General features: G+C 31.0%; 16 protein-coding genes and 1 tRNA gene. 6 read left to right on the top strand and 11 right to left on the bottom strand.

Annotated features, from left to right (window positions below; translation table 11 throughout):
- Positions 1–80: 80 nt before the first annotated feature.
- The 5 genes from Q5N74_RS08025 to Q5N74_RS08005 form a co-directional block, all read right to left on the bottom strand.
- The gene (locus tag Q5N74_RS08025) at positions 81–1,238 is read right to left on the bottom strand and encodes a GNAT family N-acetyltransferase (protein WP_304388248.1); all 1,158 of its coding nucleotides are present in this window, start codon (positions 1,236–1,238) and stop codon (positions 81–83) included.
- Between the two features lie 67 nt (positions 1,239–1,305).
- Positions 1,306–1,791 carry a DUF1761 domain-containing protein gene (locus Q5N74_RS08020; protein ID WP_304388247.1) on the bottom strand — a complete coding sequence of 162 codons (486 nt, stop codon included), beginning with the start codon at positions 1,789–1,791 and terminating at the stop codon, positions 1,306–1,308.
- 48 nt (positions 1,792–1,839) lie between these two features.
- Positions 1,840–3,360, bottom strand: coding sequence for a phosphoethanolamine transferase (locus tag Q5N74_RS08015; protein WP_304388246.1), 1,521 nt, complete (start codon positions 3,358–3,360; stop codon positions 1,840–1,842).
- A 4-nt stretch (positions 3,361–3,364) separates the two neighbouring features.
- Entirely contained in the window at positions 3,365–4,117 is a 753-nt protein-coding gene (locus Q5N74_RS08010; protein ID WP_304388245.1) for a hypothetical protein, read from the bottom strand.
- Between the two features lie 46 nt (positions 4,118–4,163).
- On the bottom strand, positions 4,164–6,167 hold the full coding sequence (locus tag Q5N74_RS08005) for a glutamine--tRNA ligase/YqeY domain fusion protein (protein ID WP_304388244.1): 2,004 nt from the start codon (positions 6,165–6,167) through the stop codon (positions 4,164–4,166).
- Between the two features lie 79 nt (positions 6,168–6,246).
- On the opposite strand from Q5N74_RS08005, the gene folB reads away from it, so the two are divergent.
- Positions 6,247–6,609 (top strand): dihydroneopterin aldolase, encoded by a 363-nt coding sequence (gene folB, locus Q5N74_RS08000; RefSeq protein WP_304388243.1) that lies wholly within the window; start codon positions 6,247–6,249, stop codon positions 6,607–6,609.
- 50 nt (positions 6,610–6,659) lie between these two features.
- A tRNA-Cys gene (locus Q5N74_RS07995) sits at positions 6,660–6,730 on the top strand.
- 35 nt (positions 6,731–6,765) lie between these two features.
- Here the strand turns inward: Q5N74_RS07995 and Q5N74_RS07990 are convergent.
- The 3 genes from Q5N74_RS07990 to Q5N74_RS07980 form a co-directional block, all read right to left on the bottom strand.
- Positions 6,766–7,446, bottom strand: coding sequence for a LysE family translocator (locus Q5N74_RS07990; RefSeq protein WP_304388242.1), 681 nt, complete (start codon positions 7,444–7,446; stop codon positions 6,766–6,768).
- A 128-nt stretch (positions 7,447–7,574) separates the two neighbouring features.
- The gene (locus Q5N74_RS07985; RefSeq protein WP_304388241.1) at positions 7,575–8,249 is read right to left on the bottom strand and encodes a head GIN domain-containing protein; all 675 of its coding nucleotides are present in this window, start codon (positions 8,247–8,249) and stop codon (positions 7,575–7,577) included.
- Between the two features lie 120 nt (positions 8,250–8,369).
- Positions 8,370–10,598 (bottom strand): ribonuclease R family protein, encoded by a 2,229-nt coding sequence (locus Q5N74_RS07980; RefSeq protein ID WP_304388240.1) that lies wholly within the window; start codon positions 10,596–10,598, stop codon positions 8,370–8,372.
- Between the two features lie 625 nt (positions 10,599–11,223).
- Here Q5N74_RS07980 and rpiB point away from each other — a divergent pair.
- The 4 genes from rpiB (at position 11,224) to Q5N74_RS07960 (ending at position 13,452) form a co-directional block, all read left to right on the top strand.
- The gene (gene rpiB, locus Q5N74_RS07975; RefSeq protein ID WP_304388239.1) at positions 11,224–11,658 is read left to right on the top strand and encodes a ribose 5-phosphate isomerase B; all 435 of its coding nucleotides are present in this window, start codon (positions 11,224–11,226) and stop codon (positions 11,656–11,658) included.
- Positions 11,659–12,570, top strand: a complete 912-nt coding sequence (locus tag Q5N74_RS07970; RefSeq protein WP_304388238.1) for a cation diffusion facilitator family transporter — start codon at positions 11,659–11,661, stop codon at positions 12,568–12,570.
- 107 nt (positions 12,571–12,677) lie between these two features.
- Positions 12,678–13,139 carry a GNAT family N-acetyltransferase gene (locus Q5N74_RS07965; protein WP_304388237.1) on the top strand — a complete coding sequence of 154 codons (462 nt, stop codon included), beginning with the start codon at positions 12,678–12,680 and terminating at the stop codon, positions 13,137–13,139.
- Complete coding sequence (locus Q5N74_RS07960; protein WP_304388236.1) at positions 13,132–13,452, top strand: hypothetical protein; 321 nt, start codon at positions 13,132–13,134, stop codon at positions 13,450–13,452. Before Q5N74_RS07965 ends, Q5N74_RS07960 begins: the two co-directional genes overlap by 8 nt.
- Positions 13,453–13,496: 44 nt before the next feature.
- On the opposite strand, the gene Q5N74_RS07955 is transcribed toward Q5N74_RS07960, so the two are convergent.
- From Q5N74_RS07955 to Q5N74_RS07945, 3 genes are all read right to left on the bottom strand, one after another.
- Positions 13,497–14,906, bottom strand: coding sequence for a T9SS type B sorting domain-containing protein (locus Q5N74_RS07955; RefSeq protein WP_304388235.1), 1,410 nt, complete (start codon positions 14,904–14,906; stop codon positions 13,497–13,499).
- On the bottom strand, positions 14,893–15,747 hold the full coding sequence (locus Q5N74_RS07950) for an OmpA family protein (protein WP_304388234.1): 855 nt from the start codon (positions 15,745–15,747) through the stop codon (positions 14,893–14,895). Before Q5N74_RS07950 ends, Q5N74_RS07955 begins: the two co-directional genes overlap by 14 nt.
- Positions 15,748–15,857: 110 nt before the next feature.
- Complete coding sequence (locus Q5N74_RS07945) at positions 15,858–17,492, bottom strand: S41 family peptidase (RefSeq protein WP_304388233.1); 1,635 nt, start codon at positions 17,490–17,492, stop codon at positions 15,858–15,860.
- Positions 17,493–17,536: the final 44 nt, after the last annotated feature.

Below are 17,536 nucleotides of genomic sequence, written 5' to 3'. Positions count from 1 at the left end.
ACAACTCTTTTTGTAAAATAATACGTAATTTACTGAAATAAAATAAGTTATAAAAATAAACAAATTAATTTCTATAAGTTTCAACTAAGAAATGGATGGCGTTCCTCCCACTCTTGTTTCGGATTCATCAATCCAAAAATTTGTTTTAAAATAGCATTCAAAATAAGATTGCTATGTTTTATATAAACAACCATAGCTTCTGGTTTAGCACCTACAGAACTTTTAATTTCCATTGCTGTTCTTGCGTAAACAACTGTTTTAAAATTATTACTAATTCCAAATTCTAACATGCTATACAGCATATTTAAATACAACTGGTTTTTATACTGATGCACTTCATCATAGCCTAAAAAATAAGTTTCAAGATGATTTTCATTTTCTATCAAAGTAAAGAAACCAATAAGTTCTTCATTCAAATAATAGCCAAAAACTCTAAACCTGTTTTCTAATTGAAGTTTTAAATTATAAAAATGGTTATCTGGTAGTATGAAGGTATTAAATTTAGCATTGTTAGAAACATTTAAATATAAGGCATGTAACTTACTAGAATACGCCTTAACAGCCTCTAAACTTAGTTCTGAGCATCTAATACCATTTAACTTGTTTCGCGCCGTTTTATAGCGCCTTTTATATTTTTTGTTAAGTGCCATCGTATAATCAGTAAAGCTTAACCAATTTGGATCTAGCTTCAAAACCATATTAGGTTGCACTTTCACTTTGTGTAATTTGTTTTCACTAAAAAAATCAGTTTCTAAATGAATCGCATCATCCAAAAAATAATCTTTAAACATGATGGCGCGTATGGTTTTATTTTGATTGGTTTTGATATGCTTTTTAATGTAATTTAAAGCTTGATTCACCAATTTAAAATAGTTGGTTTGAGAAATATTTTCCTTTTGAAAAAACACACCATGTTGACCGGTATGCGTCAAGTTACCAACTACCAAAATATTTCCTTTCAATATTTTTGAAATGACATCGCGGAAAAATTCCTTTAAACAAGAAACGTTTATGGTTCTAAACATATCTTTCAAGTACAACTGCACACGTTGTACAACAGCAACACCTACTAAAACATCTTCATTAAAAATACCCACATAAAAAAATTGAATGTTATTGGGTGATGCATTTTCAAGCGCTTTAAAGTAGGCCGTTTGTAAAAAAATATCATGCGCAACAACAGCATCCCATGACTTTGGGAGATTGGCAACCGAATGATAAATTTTAAAAGACTTCAAAATATAGAATAAAAAAGACCGAAGTTAAACACTTCAGTCTTTAATTTATTTAAATGTTTACAAAAGTTTATTTCCAAGCACAAATAATACCACCCATAATACCCAGTGTTACAATCCAATATCCGCTATTAATAAAAATATATTTAGCACTTTTTCTTTCAAATAAAGCATTCGTACCTAAAATAGGTAAAGCAAAGAAAATACCCGCCATAACACCATGTAAAACACCATGTTTGAAGGTTCTAAAATCATTACCATAATCACTCATAAAATCGGAATAGGACTGCAAAGCAACACTAGAATCACCTCCAACCAAACTTAAAGCGCCTGCTTGGTGAATAACAAGGTTTTCCAATATAAAACCAATCATAAAGGCAAAAAGAAGTGCTAAAGCAAAAATTTTAGCCATGTTAGCCCCTTTCATACTTTCTTCAGTCATGCCTGCTTCTTGCATCCAAGCTTTTCCAAATACTTTAGGGTTATACCAAATAAATCCAACAACAAGTGCTGAAACTGCAGCAAGCAAAATAGCACTCAGGTTTACAAAATCCATAATATTAATTAGTTAGTAGTTATAGGTTAAAGATAAATAAAAATTATTTTAGTTTTTCGTATAAAATATACTCAGCTCCTTATTATAATTAAAATTATCATTGTCAATCAAATCCACAAGGCTGTGAAACAATAAATCTGTTGATAATTCTCGTTCCTTATTTTTATTTAATGCTTCTACTTTATTTGGATAAACAGTTTTAAAACTATTAGAATACCAAACCATCATACCTGGATTGGTTAATGCCTCTGTGTGTGAATGCAACCACTTGCCATTTTCACCCAAAGATTCTCCATGATCTGATAAATAAACCAACACCGTTGGTATATTATTAGTTTCTAATTTATTGATTAGTGTATTTAAAAAATAGTCTAAATATAAAATAGTATTATCATACGAGTTTATAATTTGTTCATTACTCAAGGATGGGATATATTTACTATCAATAACTGGTTTGAACTTTCTAAATGCATCTGTATATTTATCTTCATACCACCAATGACTTCCAATCATATGGATGGTATACAAACCATTTATTTCCCTTTTAAAAAGCTTATTAAACTCATTTAATAATTCTAAATCGTGTTTTTTGCCAATATTCCAATAAGATTTAAATTTATCAATAATAACAACGTCCTTATTCGTATTTACAATTTGTTCATAACTAGGTTCTAATAATTGGTTACCTATCCAAACAGTAGGTATTTCTAGAGCGTTAAAAAGGCTAAAGACCGACCGAACGGAGTCGTTTTTATTACTATAAATACTTTTATCTGTTAATATACATGGAAGACTTAAAGCGGTGTTCGTTTTGTTAGTATAAACGGTTTTAAAACTTATTAAATTTTGTCTTTTAGAAAGTAGTGGTGTTGTTTCCCTATTGTAACCATTTAAACCTAAATGATCTGCTCGTAACGACTCTCCTAAAACAAATACTATATTTAATTTATTGAAATTTTTAGTATCTGTAATTTTAATAGTTTGTTTTAACGGAATATCAACTTTAATAAAATACTCATTTAAAGCATAAAAAAATGAATACGGTAATTTGGATTCTAAACTCCTAGTTCTTTCATTGTTTACCAAAAAGTATAAGACTAACAATAAACAACTCAAAGGAAAAAATAGCTTAATACCTTGCTTCGGTTTTATCGATTTATAATATTTATGAATACCCCACAATACTATGGTGCTGCATACTAAAAAAAGGATAAATTGAACAGTTATAAGATCTTTAATAATATACGGCTTAGTAGTAACAGAGGCATCAATAAGGGCTGAAGACATTGAAATATTAATACTATAAGTCCAATAACCTACAACACTTAAAATTATGAATAACGTAGAAAAAACTACTTTAAAAATAACTCTAGACAGCGTTAAAAAATAAATAATACTAGCAAAAGTTCCCTGTACAATACATAAATGCAGAAAGTACATTAGTTTGCCTTTTAAATTATTCAAGGGAATATAATAATACGAAGAAAGTGTAACAAAAAGCGCAAAAATAATATTTACAACTAAATTAAAAATAATAATTTCTTTATACTTATTTATAAACTGCTTCATTTAATTAACGATTTCCTTTTAAGGCCTTATAATGCACTAAAACCACTTTAACAGCATCATCTTTTAAAAGTCTTCTAGTTAATAAAAAGTCTATATTTACTGGCCATACTAAATCCCAAATATACTTTGGTGTATTAGGAAAATGTTCACGTAGAATATCATAATCTTTATGACTCGAGGATATCGCTATATTTGGTTGATTAGCTAAAACATTTTTGATATTAGAAATGTCACTATTCAACTCTACATTGTTTTTTTTGTAAAGAAAATAAGGAAGGTAGTAACACGATTTGAAGCCACTTTTAGTGAAAATTGGTAAGGCTTCTGGAAACCTCGTTTCTATTAAAACATTTTGGTGAGGAATATTTCTGGCATCTAAAATTTTAAGTAATTTTAATAAAATTTTTTCTGAATTTTCTGAATTCAAATTTTTTATATCGAGCCAAATACCTTTTAAATCATCAATATTTTCAATACTATTGATACAATCCTCAAATTTTAAATTATAAGACTTGGATGGAGCATGATAAACATCAAAAAAATCATGATCCTCTATGTAAACCAAATCCAACTCTACCCCATTAAAATAGCTTAAAGCAGAATTTAATTTTTCCACACTATTTGTTCTGTGTGCCCAAATTTTATGGTAATACCCTAAAAAATCCAGTTTATACGGACTATAACTATAAATAAATATAAGCACCATAAATGAAAAAAATAATTTTAAAAGTATTCTAACCAACTTATATTTTTTCATATTTCTAGTACTGTAAAACTTAAATAAAGCCCACTAACATTGAATGCTAAATAGCCTGAGTTTCCGCAACCAACAATTCATTAGAATCTTCCAAACCTTTATTAATAAATTCAGAAATATCTGTGTTTTTATCAAGTCCGTTTTTAATCAAAATACCTAAAGTAATCATGGTGGCAATACGCGTTCCTACTTTTTTAGCAGCGGTATTAAAAAGTGGTTGTAATTCATCATAACTCACATCTTTAGCAAGTTCTTGAATTTCAGACTTTACTTTTAATTGCTTCGCTTCTGGTAAATTGGTGTATTTTTTTCCTAATTGCTGAATCACATCAATAGCTTTACGCTTGGGTTGTGTGTTCGGTTTATTTTGATTAACCGGTTTATTATCGGTTTTTTGAGTAGCTACTTGTTTGGACCAATTATCTCTTAAGCCTACTGTTTTATTAAATATTAATTTACTAGTAGAGGAGTCTTTATCTACATTAAAATACCCCAACCTTTGAAATTGGAACCTCTCTCCTACTTGAGCTTCTAACAAACTTGGTTCTACAAAAGCATCAATGATTTTTAAAGAATCTGTATTCAAAAATTCCATAAAATCTTTGTCTTGATGGCTGTCTGGTGCTTCGTCCTTAAACAAACGATCGTACTCTCTAACTTCCACTTTAATAGCATGTTTTATAGATACCCAATGTAAAGTACCTTTTACTTTTTTAGATGTATCTTCAGAATAAGTACAGTGTATTTCTGTAATATGACCCTCCGCATCCTTTTCAACAGATTCAGCTTTAATTATATAGGCATTTTTAAGTCGCACTTCGCCACCTAATTTTAGTCTAAAAAACTTATTACCAGCAACTTCTTTAAAATCTTCCTTTTCAATATATAATTCACGTGAAAAAGGTACTTTTCTAAAACCAGCACTATCATCTTCTTGGTTGTTTTCCGCTTCTAGCCATTCTTCTTTATCTTCTGGATAATTAGTAATAACCAATTTAATAGGGTCTAAAACCGCCATAACGCGGGGTGCTGTTTTGTTTAGGTCTTCACGAATACAAAACTCTAAAAGAGATACATCAATAATATTATCACGTTTAGCAACACCAACAGTATCTACAAATTTTCTTAATGCATTTGGGGTATACCCTCTACGACGCAAACCAGAAATAGTTGGCATACGTGGGTCGTCCCAACCGTTTACAATACCATCTTCAACCAATTTAAGTAGCTTACGCTTACTCATAATGGTATAACTTAAATTTAAACGTGCAAATTCACGTTGTTTTGGTCTTACCAAACTAGGTTCTGTTACTTGATCTAAAAACCAATCGTACAGTTCTCTGTGAGGTTTAAATTCTAAAGAACATAAGGAATGTGACACTTGTTCTATATAATCACTTTCACCATGTGTCCAATCGTACATGGGGTAAATACACCAATCATTGGCAGTTCTATGGTGGTGTTTCTTTAAAATACGATACATAATAGGGTCACGCATCAACATATTAGGGTGTTGCATGTCTATTTTAGCACGTAAAATATGTTCACCTTCATTAAATTCGCCCGCTTTCATACGTTCAAATAAATCTAAATTTTCTGCAACGGTTCTATTTCTAAAAGGACCATCTACACCAGGTTGTGTTGGGGTTCCTTTCTGTTCTGCCATCGCTTCACTCGATTGTGAATCTATATATGCTTTGCCTTCTTCAATAAAAAGTACGGCCCAATCGTATAATTGTTGAAAGTAATCAGAAGAAAACACTTCTTTATCCCACTTATAACCTAACCATGCTACATCTTCTTTTATAGCATCTACATATTCTTGCTCTTCTTTTGCAGGGTTGGTATCATCAAAACGAAGGTTAACTGGTGCGTTATATCTTTCACCCAAACCAAAACTAATACCAATAGCTTTAGTATGGCCAATGTGTAAATACCCATTTGGTTCTGGCGGAAAACGAAAACGCAAGTTGTTTTTTGGCATGCCATTTGCCAAATCTTCTTCAATAATTTGCTCTAAAAAGTTAAGTGATTTTCTTTCTTCAGACATAAAAATGTATCGCAATAGGTAATTAAACAAAAAATATTGTGTAAAATTAGGTAATTTTGCCGACTTAAAACGACCTAACATGGGAATTATAAAAGTTGAAAATATTCGTGTATTTGCGCACCACGGATGCTTAGAAGAAGAAACAAAAATAGGAAGTGAATACCGTGTAGATTTACAAATAAAAGCCAATTTAAAAACCTCTTCAAAAACAGACAATCTTGTTGATACTGTGGATTATGTGTTTCTAAATAGAATTATAAAAGAAGAAATGGCGCTTCCATCAAAGCTACTTGAAACCGTTTCAAAACGTATTTTAGATAGAATTTTTGATGAAAATATACAGGTGAAAAAAGCAACTGTTTGGGTTAGTAAAATAAACCCACCCATAGGTGGCGATGTAGAAAAAGTGACTATAAAAATGACAGATAAACGTAAAAAGTGATTTTAACTATTGGAAATTGCTAATTTTTTTTACATTTGCACCATCAATAAGGTGTCGTGGCCGAGTGGCTAGGCTCAGCTCTGCAAAAGCTGCTACAGCGGTTCGAATCCGCTCGACACCTCAAAGAAAGCTTCTGGTTTATACTAGAAGCTTTTTTTATTTTATAGGGCTTATCTTTTCTAGCCTTTCTTTTAAAAGTTCTTTTTCTTTTGGAAAGAAGCCTTGAATTAAAAGTAAACATCCAAAACCTAATATCACTAGAGCAATTATCTTTTTTGTTTTAAAGATAATACGTGGTGTTAATCTATTTTTTAACCTCTTAGCTATAAGTATTTTAATTAAATCTACTAAGAAATAAACAATCAAAATAGTGCTTAAAAATACTATTACCCCATCTTCTGATTTGGTTAAGGAATTACCTAATACAATAAATGCGACCCAACCAATTAATACCCCAATATTTATAAAATTAAGAAGAAAACCTTTTAAAAATAACTTACCATAGCCTTTTTTAATTTCCACTTTGTGATACTCTTTAACGATGTTTCGGAAGGATTTAGAAGTTTTTAAAAAGGAAATAAAACCATAAATAACTAATAAGGCACCTCCAAAAACTAAAAAATTAGGATCGTCTTTAATTTTATCTAACAGTTTATTGGTGCTAAAAAAAGCAACAAGAATAAAAAATATATCGGCGAGCATCACGCCACAATCAAAGATTAAAGCACTTTTAAAGCCTTTGGTGGCACTGGTTTCAAGAAGAACAAAAAATACGGGCCCTATGGTAAAAGCTAGAATAATTCCGAAGGGAATGGCCGCTAAAATATCATCAAACATAATATATGTGAGGGTTTATTACAAAGTAAAGAAATATTTTAAAACTTTAAGACTTCTTTTAAACCCTAATTAAAAACAAAAACCCACTGCAAGCAGTGGGTTTTTAATAATTTTTATTTGGTTTTAGCTTAATCCACACGTTTAATGCGTCCACCTAAAACGGTACTTTCATTAACTGTTTCTGGGTTTCCGTAAATAAATACATCGCCTCCAGCTCTTACTTTCACATCTACTAATTTAGATGCTTTAACATAAGCTTCACCTCCAGCATTGATAGAAACATCTGTTTTAGTAGTTTCTAAAGTATCACCTCTAAAAATACCACCTGTAAACAAAGCTACTTTTTGTGATTGTGATGTACCTGTTGCTTTCACCTTACCTCCTGTAATAGCTTTAACAATGGTATAATTAACATCTAGAGCTACATCTATACTTGCGCCCTCTTGTGCTCTTAAATCGATCTCAAATTGCTTGATGGTCTCTTTTGCGAATACTTTAGAACCTTCATTTACATCAATAATATCTAAAACCGTATAATACAAAGTTACTTTTGTGTTATTCCCATCAAAAATTTCTTCTAAATTCATTTTTATTTTTAAGGTTCCATTTTTGTTATTTATAACAACATTCTCATTGTTTTGACCTGAAATAATAACCTTATTTTCATTTGATTTTATTAATTCAACTTCTATTAAATCGTAAACCTTCAGTTCTTTAAATTCTCCAATACTTTTCTCAATTGTTTTTTGAGCCATAGCTACTCCAGAGATTAGAATTGCTACAAATAGGATGATTTTTTTCATATACTTTTTTAATTGTTTTTTACTAAAACGTGAATAATCAATAATTATTCCGCAGTTTATTTTTTTTAGCAAAATTTTATAATTTGTTACCTTTTTTAAAAAATACCTTGGATTTAAAGGCTATTCATTTTTTCCAATTAAAGTGAAATCAAGATGTTTTTTAACTAAATCTGTATTCTTAACTTTTACAATAACTTCATCACCTAACTGATACATGGTTTTTGTGTTTCTTCCAATCACAGCAAACTGTTCTTGATCGAAGGCATAATGATCATCTTTCATATCACGCACACTTACCATCCCTTCACATTTGTTTTCTATAATTTCAACATAAATTCCCCAATCTGTAACACCAGAAATAACCCCTGCAAAATTTTCATCTTTATGATCTTGCATGAATTTAATTTGCATGTATTTAATAGAATCACGTTCTGCTTTGGTTGCTAAGTTTTCCATATTACTGGAATGCTTACACTTTTCTTCGTAAATAGCTTCGTTGGCAGATTTACCACCATCTAAATAATGTTGTAACAAACGGTGCGCCATCACATCTGGATAACGACGAATTGGCGATGTAAAATGACTGTAATAATCAAAAGCCAAACCATAATGTCCAATATTATGGGTGGTATATTCGGCCTTACTCATCGTTCTAATGGTTAAGGTATCAACTAAATTTTGTTCCTTTTTACCATTCACATCTTTTAATAAACTATTAAGTGATGCTGATGTTGTTTTACGGTCTTTAAAATTTAATTTATAACCAAAACGAGATACAATACCTTGTAAATTAGCAAGTTTACTCTCATCTGGTTCATCATGTACTCGATATACAAACGTTTGTTTTGGAGATTGTTTACCAACAAATTCAGATACTTTTCGGTTGGCTAATAACATAAATTCTTCAATTAATTTATTAGCATCTTTACTTGTTTTAAAGAACACACCTACTGGGTTAGCGTTTTCATCTAAATTGAATTTAACTTCCACTTTATCAAAAGAGATCGCACCAGAACTCATACGTTTATTACGCATTTTTTTAGCTAACTCATCCATTTTTAAAATGGCTTGTGCTATTTCTGGAGCAGTATTATATGCTGTATCAGTTAAAGAAACTTCTTGAGGAATCGTGGTATCTATTTTATCAAGTTGAGAAATTTCATCTGGTTTTAAACCAATATTATTTTCAATAACTGCTTGCGCTTCTTCATAAGCAAAACGTGCATCACTATAAGTCACAGTTCTACCGAACCATTCGTTTTTAATTTCACATTTATCATTCATTTGAAATACCGCAGAAAAAGTAAATTTTTCTTCATGCGGACGTAATGAACAGGCATTATTCGATAATATTTCTGGTAACATAGGTACTACTCTATCTACTAAATACACAGAAGTTGCACGCTCGTAAGCTTCATCATCTAAAACAGTACCTTCTTGTAAATAATGCGATACATCGGCAATGTGCACACCTATTTCGTATAAACCGTTCTTTAAAATTTTAAAAGATAAGGCATCATCAAAATCTTTCGCATCTTTTGGATCTATCGTAAACGTTAAATCTTTACGCATATCACGACGTTTCGCAATTTCTTCTTTGGTAATAGTCGTATCTATATTATTTGCAAATTCTTCTACTTCATGCGGAAACTCGTAAGGCAAGCCATACTCCGCTAAAATAGAATGGATTTCGGTGTTATGATCGCCTGGTTTACCCAGAACTTGAATCACTTTACCATAAGGTGAATCGGCTTTTTCTGGCCAATCTTCTAGTTTTACCAATACTTTATCGCCGTCTTCAGCTTTTAAAGTTTTATTGATAGGTACAAAAATATCTTTGTACATTTTATTACTATCGGCAATTACAAAAGCATATTTATCATGCAATTGTATCACACCTACATATTCACTTTTATCGCGTTTTAAAACTTGTGTTATTTCACCTTCTAACTTACCACGATGGCGACGTTTGTAAACATAAAATTCTACTTCATCACCATTCAAGGCTTTATTAACGTTATTGGAAGCGATGAACACATCATCTTCAAAATCGTCACAAATAATATAACCGTTTCCTTTAGACGCTAAATCTAAAATACCGGTATGGTATTCAGTGTTAATAACCGCTTTGAACTTGCCTCTTTCTACTTCTTCAACTTCTTTTTTAACAGCAAGTTCTGCTAATTTTTTTATAATTTGATTTCTACTACTAGCATCATTTACATCTAGTTTAGCAGCAATTTGTTTATAATTAAAACTTTGGTTTCTATCTTTTTTTAAAATACTTAAAATAGTATTTGTAAGGTTGGAAATGCCTTTTTTGGATTTTCCGTTTTTCTTTCTTGTCATGTAATTTTTGTAATCATTTTCTATTTCCTAAGATACAGGAAATTGTTTTATTAAATAGCAATATATTAGGAGAAGTATTTGCTATTTCTTTTAGCAAAGTTACAATTTTAATATTAAAGCATATTTTTTTAATGTTAAGCTACCTTAAATTGTAGTTATCCACATTATATACTATATATATATTTTCTTTTTAAAATTTAAAAAATTAAATGATTGTTATTATAGTTTGTTAATAGCGGTATAACTTTATTAAGTTTTATTTTGATTACATTGTATTTACATTCTATTAATACGAAGTTAACATGTTATATTACTTTAAAAGCTTCATTTTTAAGGATTTTAAATTTTCTATAAACAGTTGTTAACAACTTTGAAATACTGTTAATTATTAATAAGATTTTTAAAAACACTGTTTATAGACTTCAATTTTTAAGCTAATAACATTGCTAAAAAAAGTGAGTTAAATTTTAGGATATATACTTTCTGTTTTTGATTGGAAAAATAAATGGATTTTCAATTTTATTCTTTTAAAATTCTATCAACACTTATTAACAAGTAATGAATATAGTAATACACATTGTTTATAATTGCTACCTTTGTATAAAGATACCCTAATATATATATAATGAAAATTTCTATAGGAAACGACCACGCAGGAACGGATTATAAATTTGCTATTACAAAACACTTAGAATCAAAAGGTTATACTGTTAATAACTATGGTACTGATAATAGTGATAGCGTAGATTATGCCGATTTTGTGCACCCAGTTGCTACCGATGTTGAAACTAATAAAGCCGATTTTGGAATTTTAATTTGTGGAAGTGCTAATGGTGTTGCCATGACAGCTAACAAGCATCAAAAAATTCGTGCCGGTTTATGTTGGAACAAAGAAATTGTACATCTTATACGTAGCCATAACAATGCGAACATTTTATGTATTCCTGCAAGGTTTACGGCAGTACAACAAGTTATTGAAATGGTTGATGTTTTTTTAAACACAGAATTTGAAGGTGGCCGTCACCAAACACGCATCGATAAAATTCCGGTATCTTGTTAAATGAGTCATTCTCATTCGCATACACATTCTCATAATGAGTTAAAAGGTAGTAATCTTTTAATTTCTATTTTTTTAAACATTCTTATTACAGCTGCACAAGTTGTAGGCGGCTTAGTATCTGGTAGTTTAGCCCTTTTAAGCGATGCACTTCATAATTTTAGCGATGTTATTTCTTTGGTTGTTAGTTATATAGCTAATAGACTTGCTGGAAAAGAAGCTTCTATTCACAGAACCTTTGGTTATAAACGTGCTGAAATTTTAGCAGCATTTATTAACGCTGCTACCTTAATAATAGTCGCTGTCCTTTTAATAATAGAAGCTGTTAAACGTTTTGATAATCCTGAAACTATTAACTCGGGCTTAGTTATTTGGTTATCGGTGTTAGGTATTTTGGCGAATGGCCTAAGTGTTCTTTTACTTAAAAAAGATGCGAGCAATAATATTAACATGCGCAGTGCTTATTTACACTTATTAACAGATATGTTAGCAAGTGTTGCCGTGCTTATTGGTGGCTTATTAATGAAGTTTTATCAACTTTTTTGGGTAGATAGTTTACTTACCTTTTTAATAGCACTTTATTTAATTTGGGTGGGGTATGATTTGTTAAAAACATCTACCAAAATGCTCATGTTATTTACACCAGAACATATTAGTATTAAAGAGGTGGTGCGTTTGGTGAATGAATTACCTAAAGTTAAAAAATTACACCACGTACATATTTGGAACTTAAGTGATAACGAGCTGCATTTAGAAGCCCATTTAGATTTAAATGAAGATGTTTCTATTACCGAATTTGATACCGTTTTACAAGCCATTGAAAGCCTTTTACATGAAGAATTTAATATAAACCACATCACCATTCAACCGGAGTTTAATAAAAACGACTCTAAAGAAGTGATTGTACAAGATTAGTTATAAACCGTTATTACGAGTAAAACGAAGTAATCTCTTCTATTTTAGTTTTAAAAATAATAACTTCAGTTATACGTACTTCGTACAGACTATTGAATAATATTGTTATGATACATACCCAAGTAAAAACATTTTCAGAGTTAACAACTCAAGAGTTATATAATATTTTACAACTTCGTAGTGAAGTTTTTGTAGTCGAGCAAGATTGTGTGTATCAAGATATTGACGGGAAAGACCAAAAAGCATGGCATGTATTAGGTATTAAAGATGAAAAAATAGTGGCCTATACACGTATTTTTAAAGCTGGCGATTATTTTGAACATGCCAGTATTGGTCGTGTGGTTATTGCAAAAAACCAACGTGCTTTTAAATATGGTTACGATTTAATGAAGGCCTCTGTAGAAGTTGTTGAAACCTATTTTAAGGCGAAAACCATTCAAATTTCCGCGCAAGCGCATTTAAAATCATTTTATAATAACTGTGGTTTTGTTGAATTTGGAGATGAATATTTGGAGGATAATATTCCGCATATTGCGATGTTAGCAACAATTATTACTGAAAGTGAATAAACTCGACTACATCATATCACTAAGAGTAAAAGGATTATCCAAAGAAGCAATAATCAAAGAAATGGATGCAAAAGGGTTTGATGAATTTGAGATTAAATATTATTTAAAAAAATCTGATGAAATCCATTTGAATCAATTATTGAATAATAAACTATCAAAATCTCATAGTAAATCTACTCGTTTTTTTAAAACAGTTATTCTAATAATTAGCCTCTTACTTTTGTTGGTAGTTTTTTATGGACACGCAACAATAGGTCTTATTGGACTGTTTTTATTTTGGAGTTTAGTAAAGTTTAGTTCTTATGGAAGATAATATTTCTCATATTGCGATGTTGTACTTAAGTAACTAGTTTTTATTCAACGTTTTAAAACAAAATGCCCCGTAATGGTTTCACCTGTATGTAAAGTTATTGCGTACCAATAATCATTAGTTTCTAGAAGTTTTCCATTAAAAATTCCGTTCCAACCGCTGGTGTTTGCTGGTAAGTATTTTAAAAGTTTCCCATACCTATTATAAATAGCAATATTTTTAATGCTATTATTAAAATCTTGAACCTTCCAAACATCGTGTACGCCATCGTTATTTGGGGTGAAATATTTAGGAATATAATAGGCTTCCGAAGTTATTAACACAGTAAAATTACTTTCATTCGTAGCACAAACCGATTCATTATAAATATAAATAGTTTGGGAGGTGTTTATGTTTTCACCTGGAAATAAAGGCGTTCCTTGGCCTCCAGTTTCAGTAAAGTAATTTCCATAAGTTAGTCCAGGTAAAGTGTATAAGGTGTTGGTTATCACACTTTCTAACCTGTCAATATTTACAAAATTACTGCATTGATCTTGGTTAGATACATAATTTGAAAAACCTGCAGGCAACCAATTAGTGTGAGTTCCCGTTGGGTTATCAACAACCACACAATTTAGGTTTAAATTAGAACTAAAATTTACCGTAGCATTGCTGTTGTTGGTGTTTTTTACATTCAATTCACACAATTGGTTGTTGCTGCAATCTAAAAATATTAGGGATTTGTTGTTCGATACATCTAAGGCAGTCAATGCATTAAACTGGCAATATAGCGTGTTTAGAGAGTTATTAACATTTACATTTAAAGTTGTTAATTGGTTATTTTCACAAGATAAATAAGAGAGGTTTAAGTTGTTACTAACATCTAAATTTGAAATTAAATTAGTACCACATTGAAACCTACTCAAGGTGGTGTTTTTTGAAACATCTAGCGTACTGATGTTGTTATTATCGCAGACCAAAACATTTAATTTGGTATTGTTGGACGTGTTTAAACTACTTAAATTATTATCCCAACACACCAAAGAAATCAATTCCGTTTGGTTATTAACATTCAGGTTGGATAGTATATTACTAAAACACCATAAAATTTTCAAATCTGTAAGAAGACTTAAATTTATAGTTGGTATTTGATTGTTATAAATGTATAATTCCTTTAAACTGGTATTATTAGAAACATTTAAACTTGTTAATAAGTTCACCGAACAATCCAACATTTGTAAAGCGGTAAAAGCTTCAATACCTGTAAGGTCTAAAATATTTTTTCCAGCAACATCTAAATTGGTAATGGTATTAATATTAGCCGTTGGCACCAAGCCATTTATAGGTGCGGTATCTAAACCAATGTCTATTAAAACTTGTTCAAAATTAGGATCGGGAATGGCGGTATTTTGCGCCGATGTAATGACACTAGTAAGCGTTAAAAAAAGGCCGTATATAAGCGTTTTATTTAACCACATAGGTGATAACTATTTCTACACGTCTGTCTAGTTTTGGGTCGCCACCAAGCGGAAATTTTCTACGCAGTCCAATATGGCGCATACGTCGTTTATCAACTCCTTTTTTTATGAAGTAATCATAAATGTATTTGGCACGCGTTTCAGATAGGTTACGAAGTTTTGTTTTTCTATCTATCGCATCTCTACTATTTTGTGTACAGCATACATGGCCTTGTATGGTAAAATAAACACCTTTTCGTTCTACTAAAACTTCGGCAATATTTTCTAACACTTTTTTAGATTCGGGCATAATTTGGCTATACCCTGTTTTGAATAAAATATTTTCGAACACTATTTTATCACCCACTTTAAGCTCGCCTTTTAAGCGTTCATGCGCCTCTTTTTTCTCAGGGGTTTCCACCTTTACTTCGGGTGTAACTTCTACAACTACAGGTGGTTTTGGTTTGACTATAATTTCAACTTTACGGTTTAAACCTCGTATTTTAATTAGGTTTTTTTCTTCAACAATTTTTAATAAAATTTTACCTTTTCCGTCCACATTCGTTATTAAATCTTCGCTAATTTCATTGTTAGAAAAAACGGTTTTAATAGCATTGGCACGTTGTTGCGATAGTTTAAGGTTATAAGAATCGGCGCCCACATCATCACAAAAACCAAAAATGGAAATAGATTCTATATCAATATCCGAAAGGTTTGAAATAAAAAGTAATAAGCGGCTTTCTTCCGTAGAAATAATGTTGTAGTTATCGGTATCAAAATAAACTTCATGAGTGAGTTCTTTTTGAGAAAACACAAAAACAGATTGAAAAAGTATGAATAAAAATACCAGTTGTTTGGTCATAAAGTAGAAATTGAACAGTATCTAAATATACTGTTTTTAATGAATTTTGATGAACACCGATACTCTTTTAAGTTTAAAAACCCTTACAAGCGGTTGAAAAACAACATATTTTACTTTAAGTAGCTTAAATAGCTAGTTTGATTTCCTAAAATTTCGGTGGCTTTTTTAATTTCAGAATCGTGTATTTTGTAATAATCATACAAACCTTCGCGGTACACATAACGTTTTACAATGTCTTCTGTTAATAACTCTAACAAATAGGTTTTATTTTCATCTATAACGCTAATTTTCGACTTATTTAAATTGGAAATAAGCGTGTTAAAGTCGGTTTTAATGTTATCATCCAAATCATCATTTTTTGCGGCTTCAAAAGCTTTATTTAAAGCTTTTTCAGTTTCGGTTTCAAATGAGAATTTATTGGTCTTTAAAAAGCCTTTAAAATTTAAAAAATCGCTGTCGGTTAATTTCAGGCTGTTAATATCTTTAATAGTGTGGTTGTAATAGTAATTGGTAGCGTAATTAAAAACCAAATCGTTATTAACAATGGCGTTTATAATGGACGCATTTTTAGAGGCATTAAAACTCACATCGGGAAATACACCGCCACCATCAAACACTTTTCTACCGTTTTTGGTTTTAAACTCGTTGTAGTTTTCTTGTTTTACACGCACAGCTTCGCCTTTATCATTTCTATGCCAATAATCCAGCGCTTGTATGCATCTACCAGATGGTGTATAATAACGAGAAATAGTAATTTTTACCTGCGTACCATACACCAGTTCTTTAGGGCGTTGTACCAGACCTTTACCAAAACTTCTAGATCCTACAATTACGGCGCGGTCTAAATCTTGTAAAGAACCCGAAACAATTTCACTGGCCGATGCGCTACCGCCATCAATTAAAATAACCAAAGGTATTTCGGTATCAATCGGGTCGTTTTGGGTGTAATAGGTTTTGTTGTATTTTTTAACTTTAGATTTGGTTGTAACCACCAACTGCCCTTTAGGCACAAATAAATTTACAATGTTAATAGCCTCGTTAAGCAAGCCGCCTGGGTTGCCACGTAAATCTAATATAATACGTTCGGCACCTTGGGCTTTTAAATCGCGGAGTGCATAATTGGTTTCTGCCGATGCTTTATTGTTAAAACGACTCAATACAATATAACCTGTTTTGGTATTGACCATCGAGAAATGTGGTACCGCTTTAATCTCAACTTCAGCACGTTTTATAGTAGCTATTTGGGTTTTACCTTGGCGTTTGTAAGTTACCTCTACCGGTGTATCTGTAGCGCCTTTAAGCAGTTCGCCAGCATCTTCTTTGTAAGTCGAAATTAGGGTGTTGCCTACTTTTATAATTTCGTCGCCCGCTTTTAAACCTGCTTTATCTGCCGGATAGTTTTTATAAGGTTCAACAATAATTAATTTATCTTTTTGTGTTTTTACTTTCGCACCAATGCCTGTATAATCGCCGGTATTGTTAATTCTAGCAGCTTCTACATCCTGTTCGTTCATAAAATTAGTGTAGGGATCTAAATTGGCCAACATGCTTTTTATAGCGGTATCCATAAGGTCGCCCGGGTTGGTTTCGTCTACATAATTCATGTTGAGTTCTTTAAAAAGCGTGGTGAATATTTCTATTTGTTTAGCTATTTCAAAAAAGTCGTTTTTAAAAGCGGTGGTCGATAGAAACAACACACTCGCTAAAACCGGAATTAGTATTCTTTTTTTAAGTAATTTTTTCATCTGTTAAGATTTATTATTTTAAAAAGGCGAGATGCTATACTTTT

It is taken from the genome of Mariniflexile sp. AS56, assembly GCF_030552475.1.
In the GTDB taxonomy this organism is placed as follows: Bacteria; Bacteroidota; Bacteroidia; order Flavobacteriales; family Flavobacteriaceae; genus Mariniflexile.
Note: the sequence above shows the minus strand (reverse complement) of the source record. Positions and strands in the feature narration are given on the sequence as shown.

Coding starts and splice junctions, on each gene's coding strand:
- Q5N74_RS08020 (WP_304388247.1), bottom strand. CDS start 1,791: ATGGATTTTGTAAACCTGAGTGCTATTTTGCTTGCTGCAGTTTCAGCA.
- Q5N74_RS08015 (WP_304388246.1), bottom strand. CDS start 3,360: ATGAAGCAGTTTATAAATAAGTATAAAGAAATTATTATTTTTAATTTA.
- Q5N74_RS08010 (WP_304388245.1), bottom strand. CDS start 4,117: ATGAAAAAATATAAGTTGGTTAGAATACTTTTAAAATTATTTTTTTCA.
- Q5N74_RS08005 (WP_304388244.1), bottom strand. CDS start 6,167: ATGTCTGAAGAAAGAAAATCACTTAACTTTTTAGAGCAAATTATTGAA.
- folB (WP_304388243.1), top strand. CDS start 6,247: ATGGGAATTATAAAAGTTGAAAATATTCGTGTATTTGCGCACCACGGA.
- Q5N74_RS07990 (WP_304388242.1), bottom strand. CDS start 7,446: ATGTTTGATGATATTTTAGCGGCCATTCCCTTCGGAATTATTCTAGCT.
- Q5N74_RS07985 (WP_304388241.1), bottom strand. CDS start 8,249: ATGAAAAAAATCATCCTATTTGTAGCAATTCTAATCTCTGGAGTAGCT.
- Q5N74_RS07980 (WP_304388240.1), bottom strand. CDS start 10,598: ATGACAAGAAAGAAAAACGGAAAATCCAAAAAAGGCATTTCCAACCTT.
- rpiB (WP_304388239.1), top strand. CDS start 11,224: ATGAAAATTTCTATAGGAAACGACCACGCAGGAACGGATTATAAATTT.
- Q5N74_RS07970 (WP_304388238.1), top strand. CDS start 11,659: ATGAGTCATTCTCATTCGCATACACATTCTCATAATGAGTTAAAAGGT.
- Q5N74_RS07965 (WP_304388237.1), top strand. CDS start 12,678: ATGATACATACCCAAGTAAAAACATTTTCAGAGTTAACAACTCAAGAG.
- Q5N74_RS07955 (WP_304388235.1), bottom strand. CDS start 14,906: ATGTGGTTAAATAAAACGCTTATATACGGCCTTTTTTTAACGCTTACT.
- Q5N74_RS07950 (WP_304388234.1), bottom strand. CDS start 15,747: ATGACCAAACAACTGGTATTTTTATTCATACTTTTTCAATCTGTTTTT.
- Q5N74_RS07945 (WP_304388233.1), bottom strand. CDS start 17,492: ATGAAAAAATTACTTAAAAAAAGAATACTAATTCCGGTTTTAGCGAGT.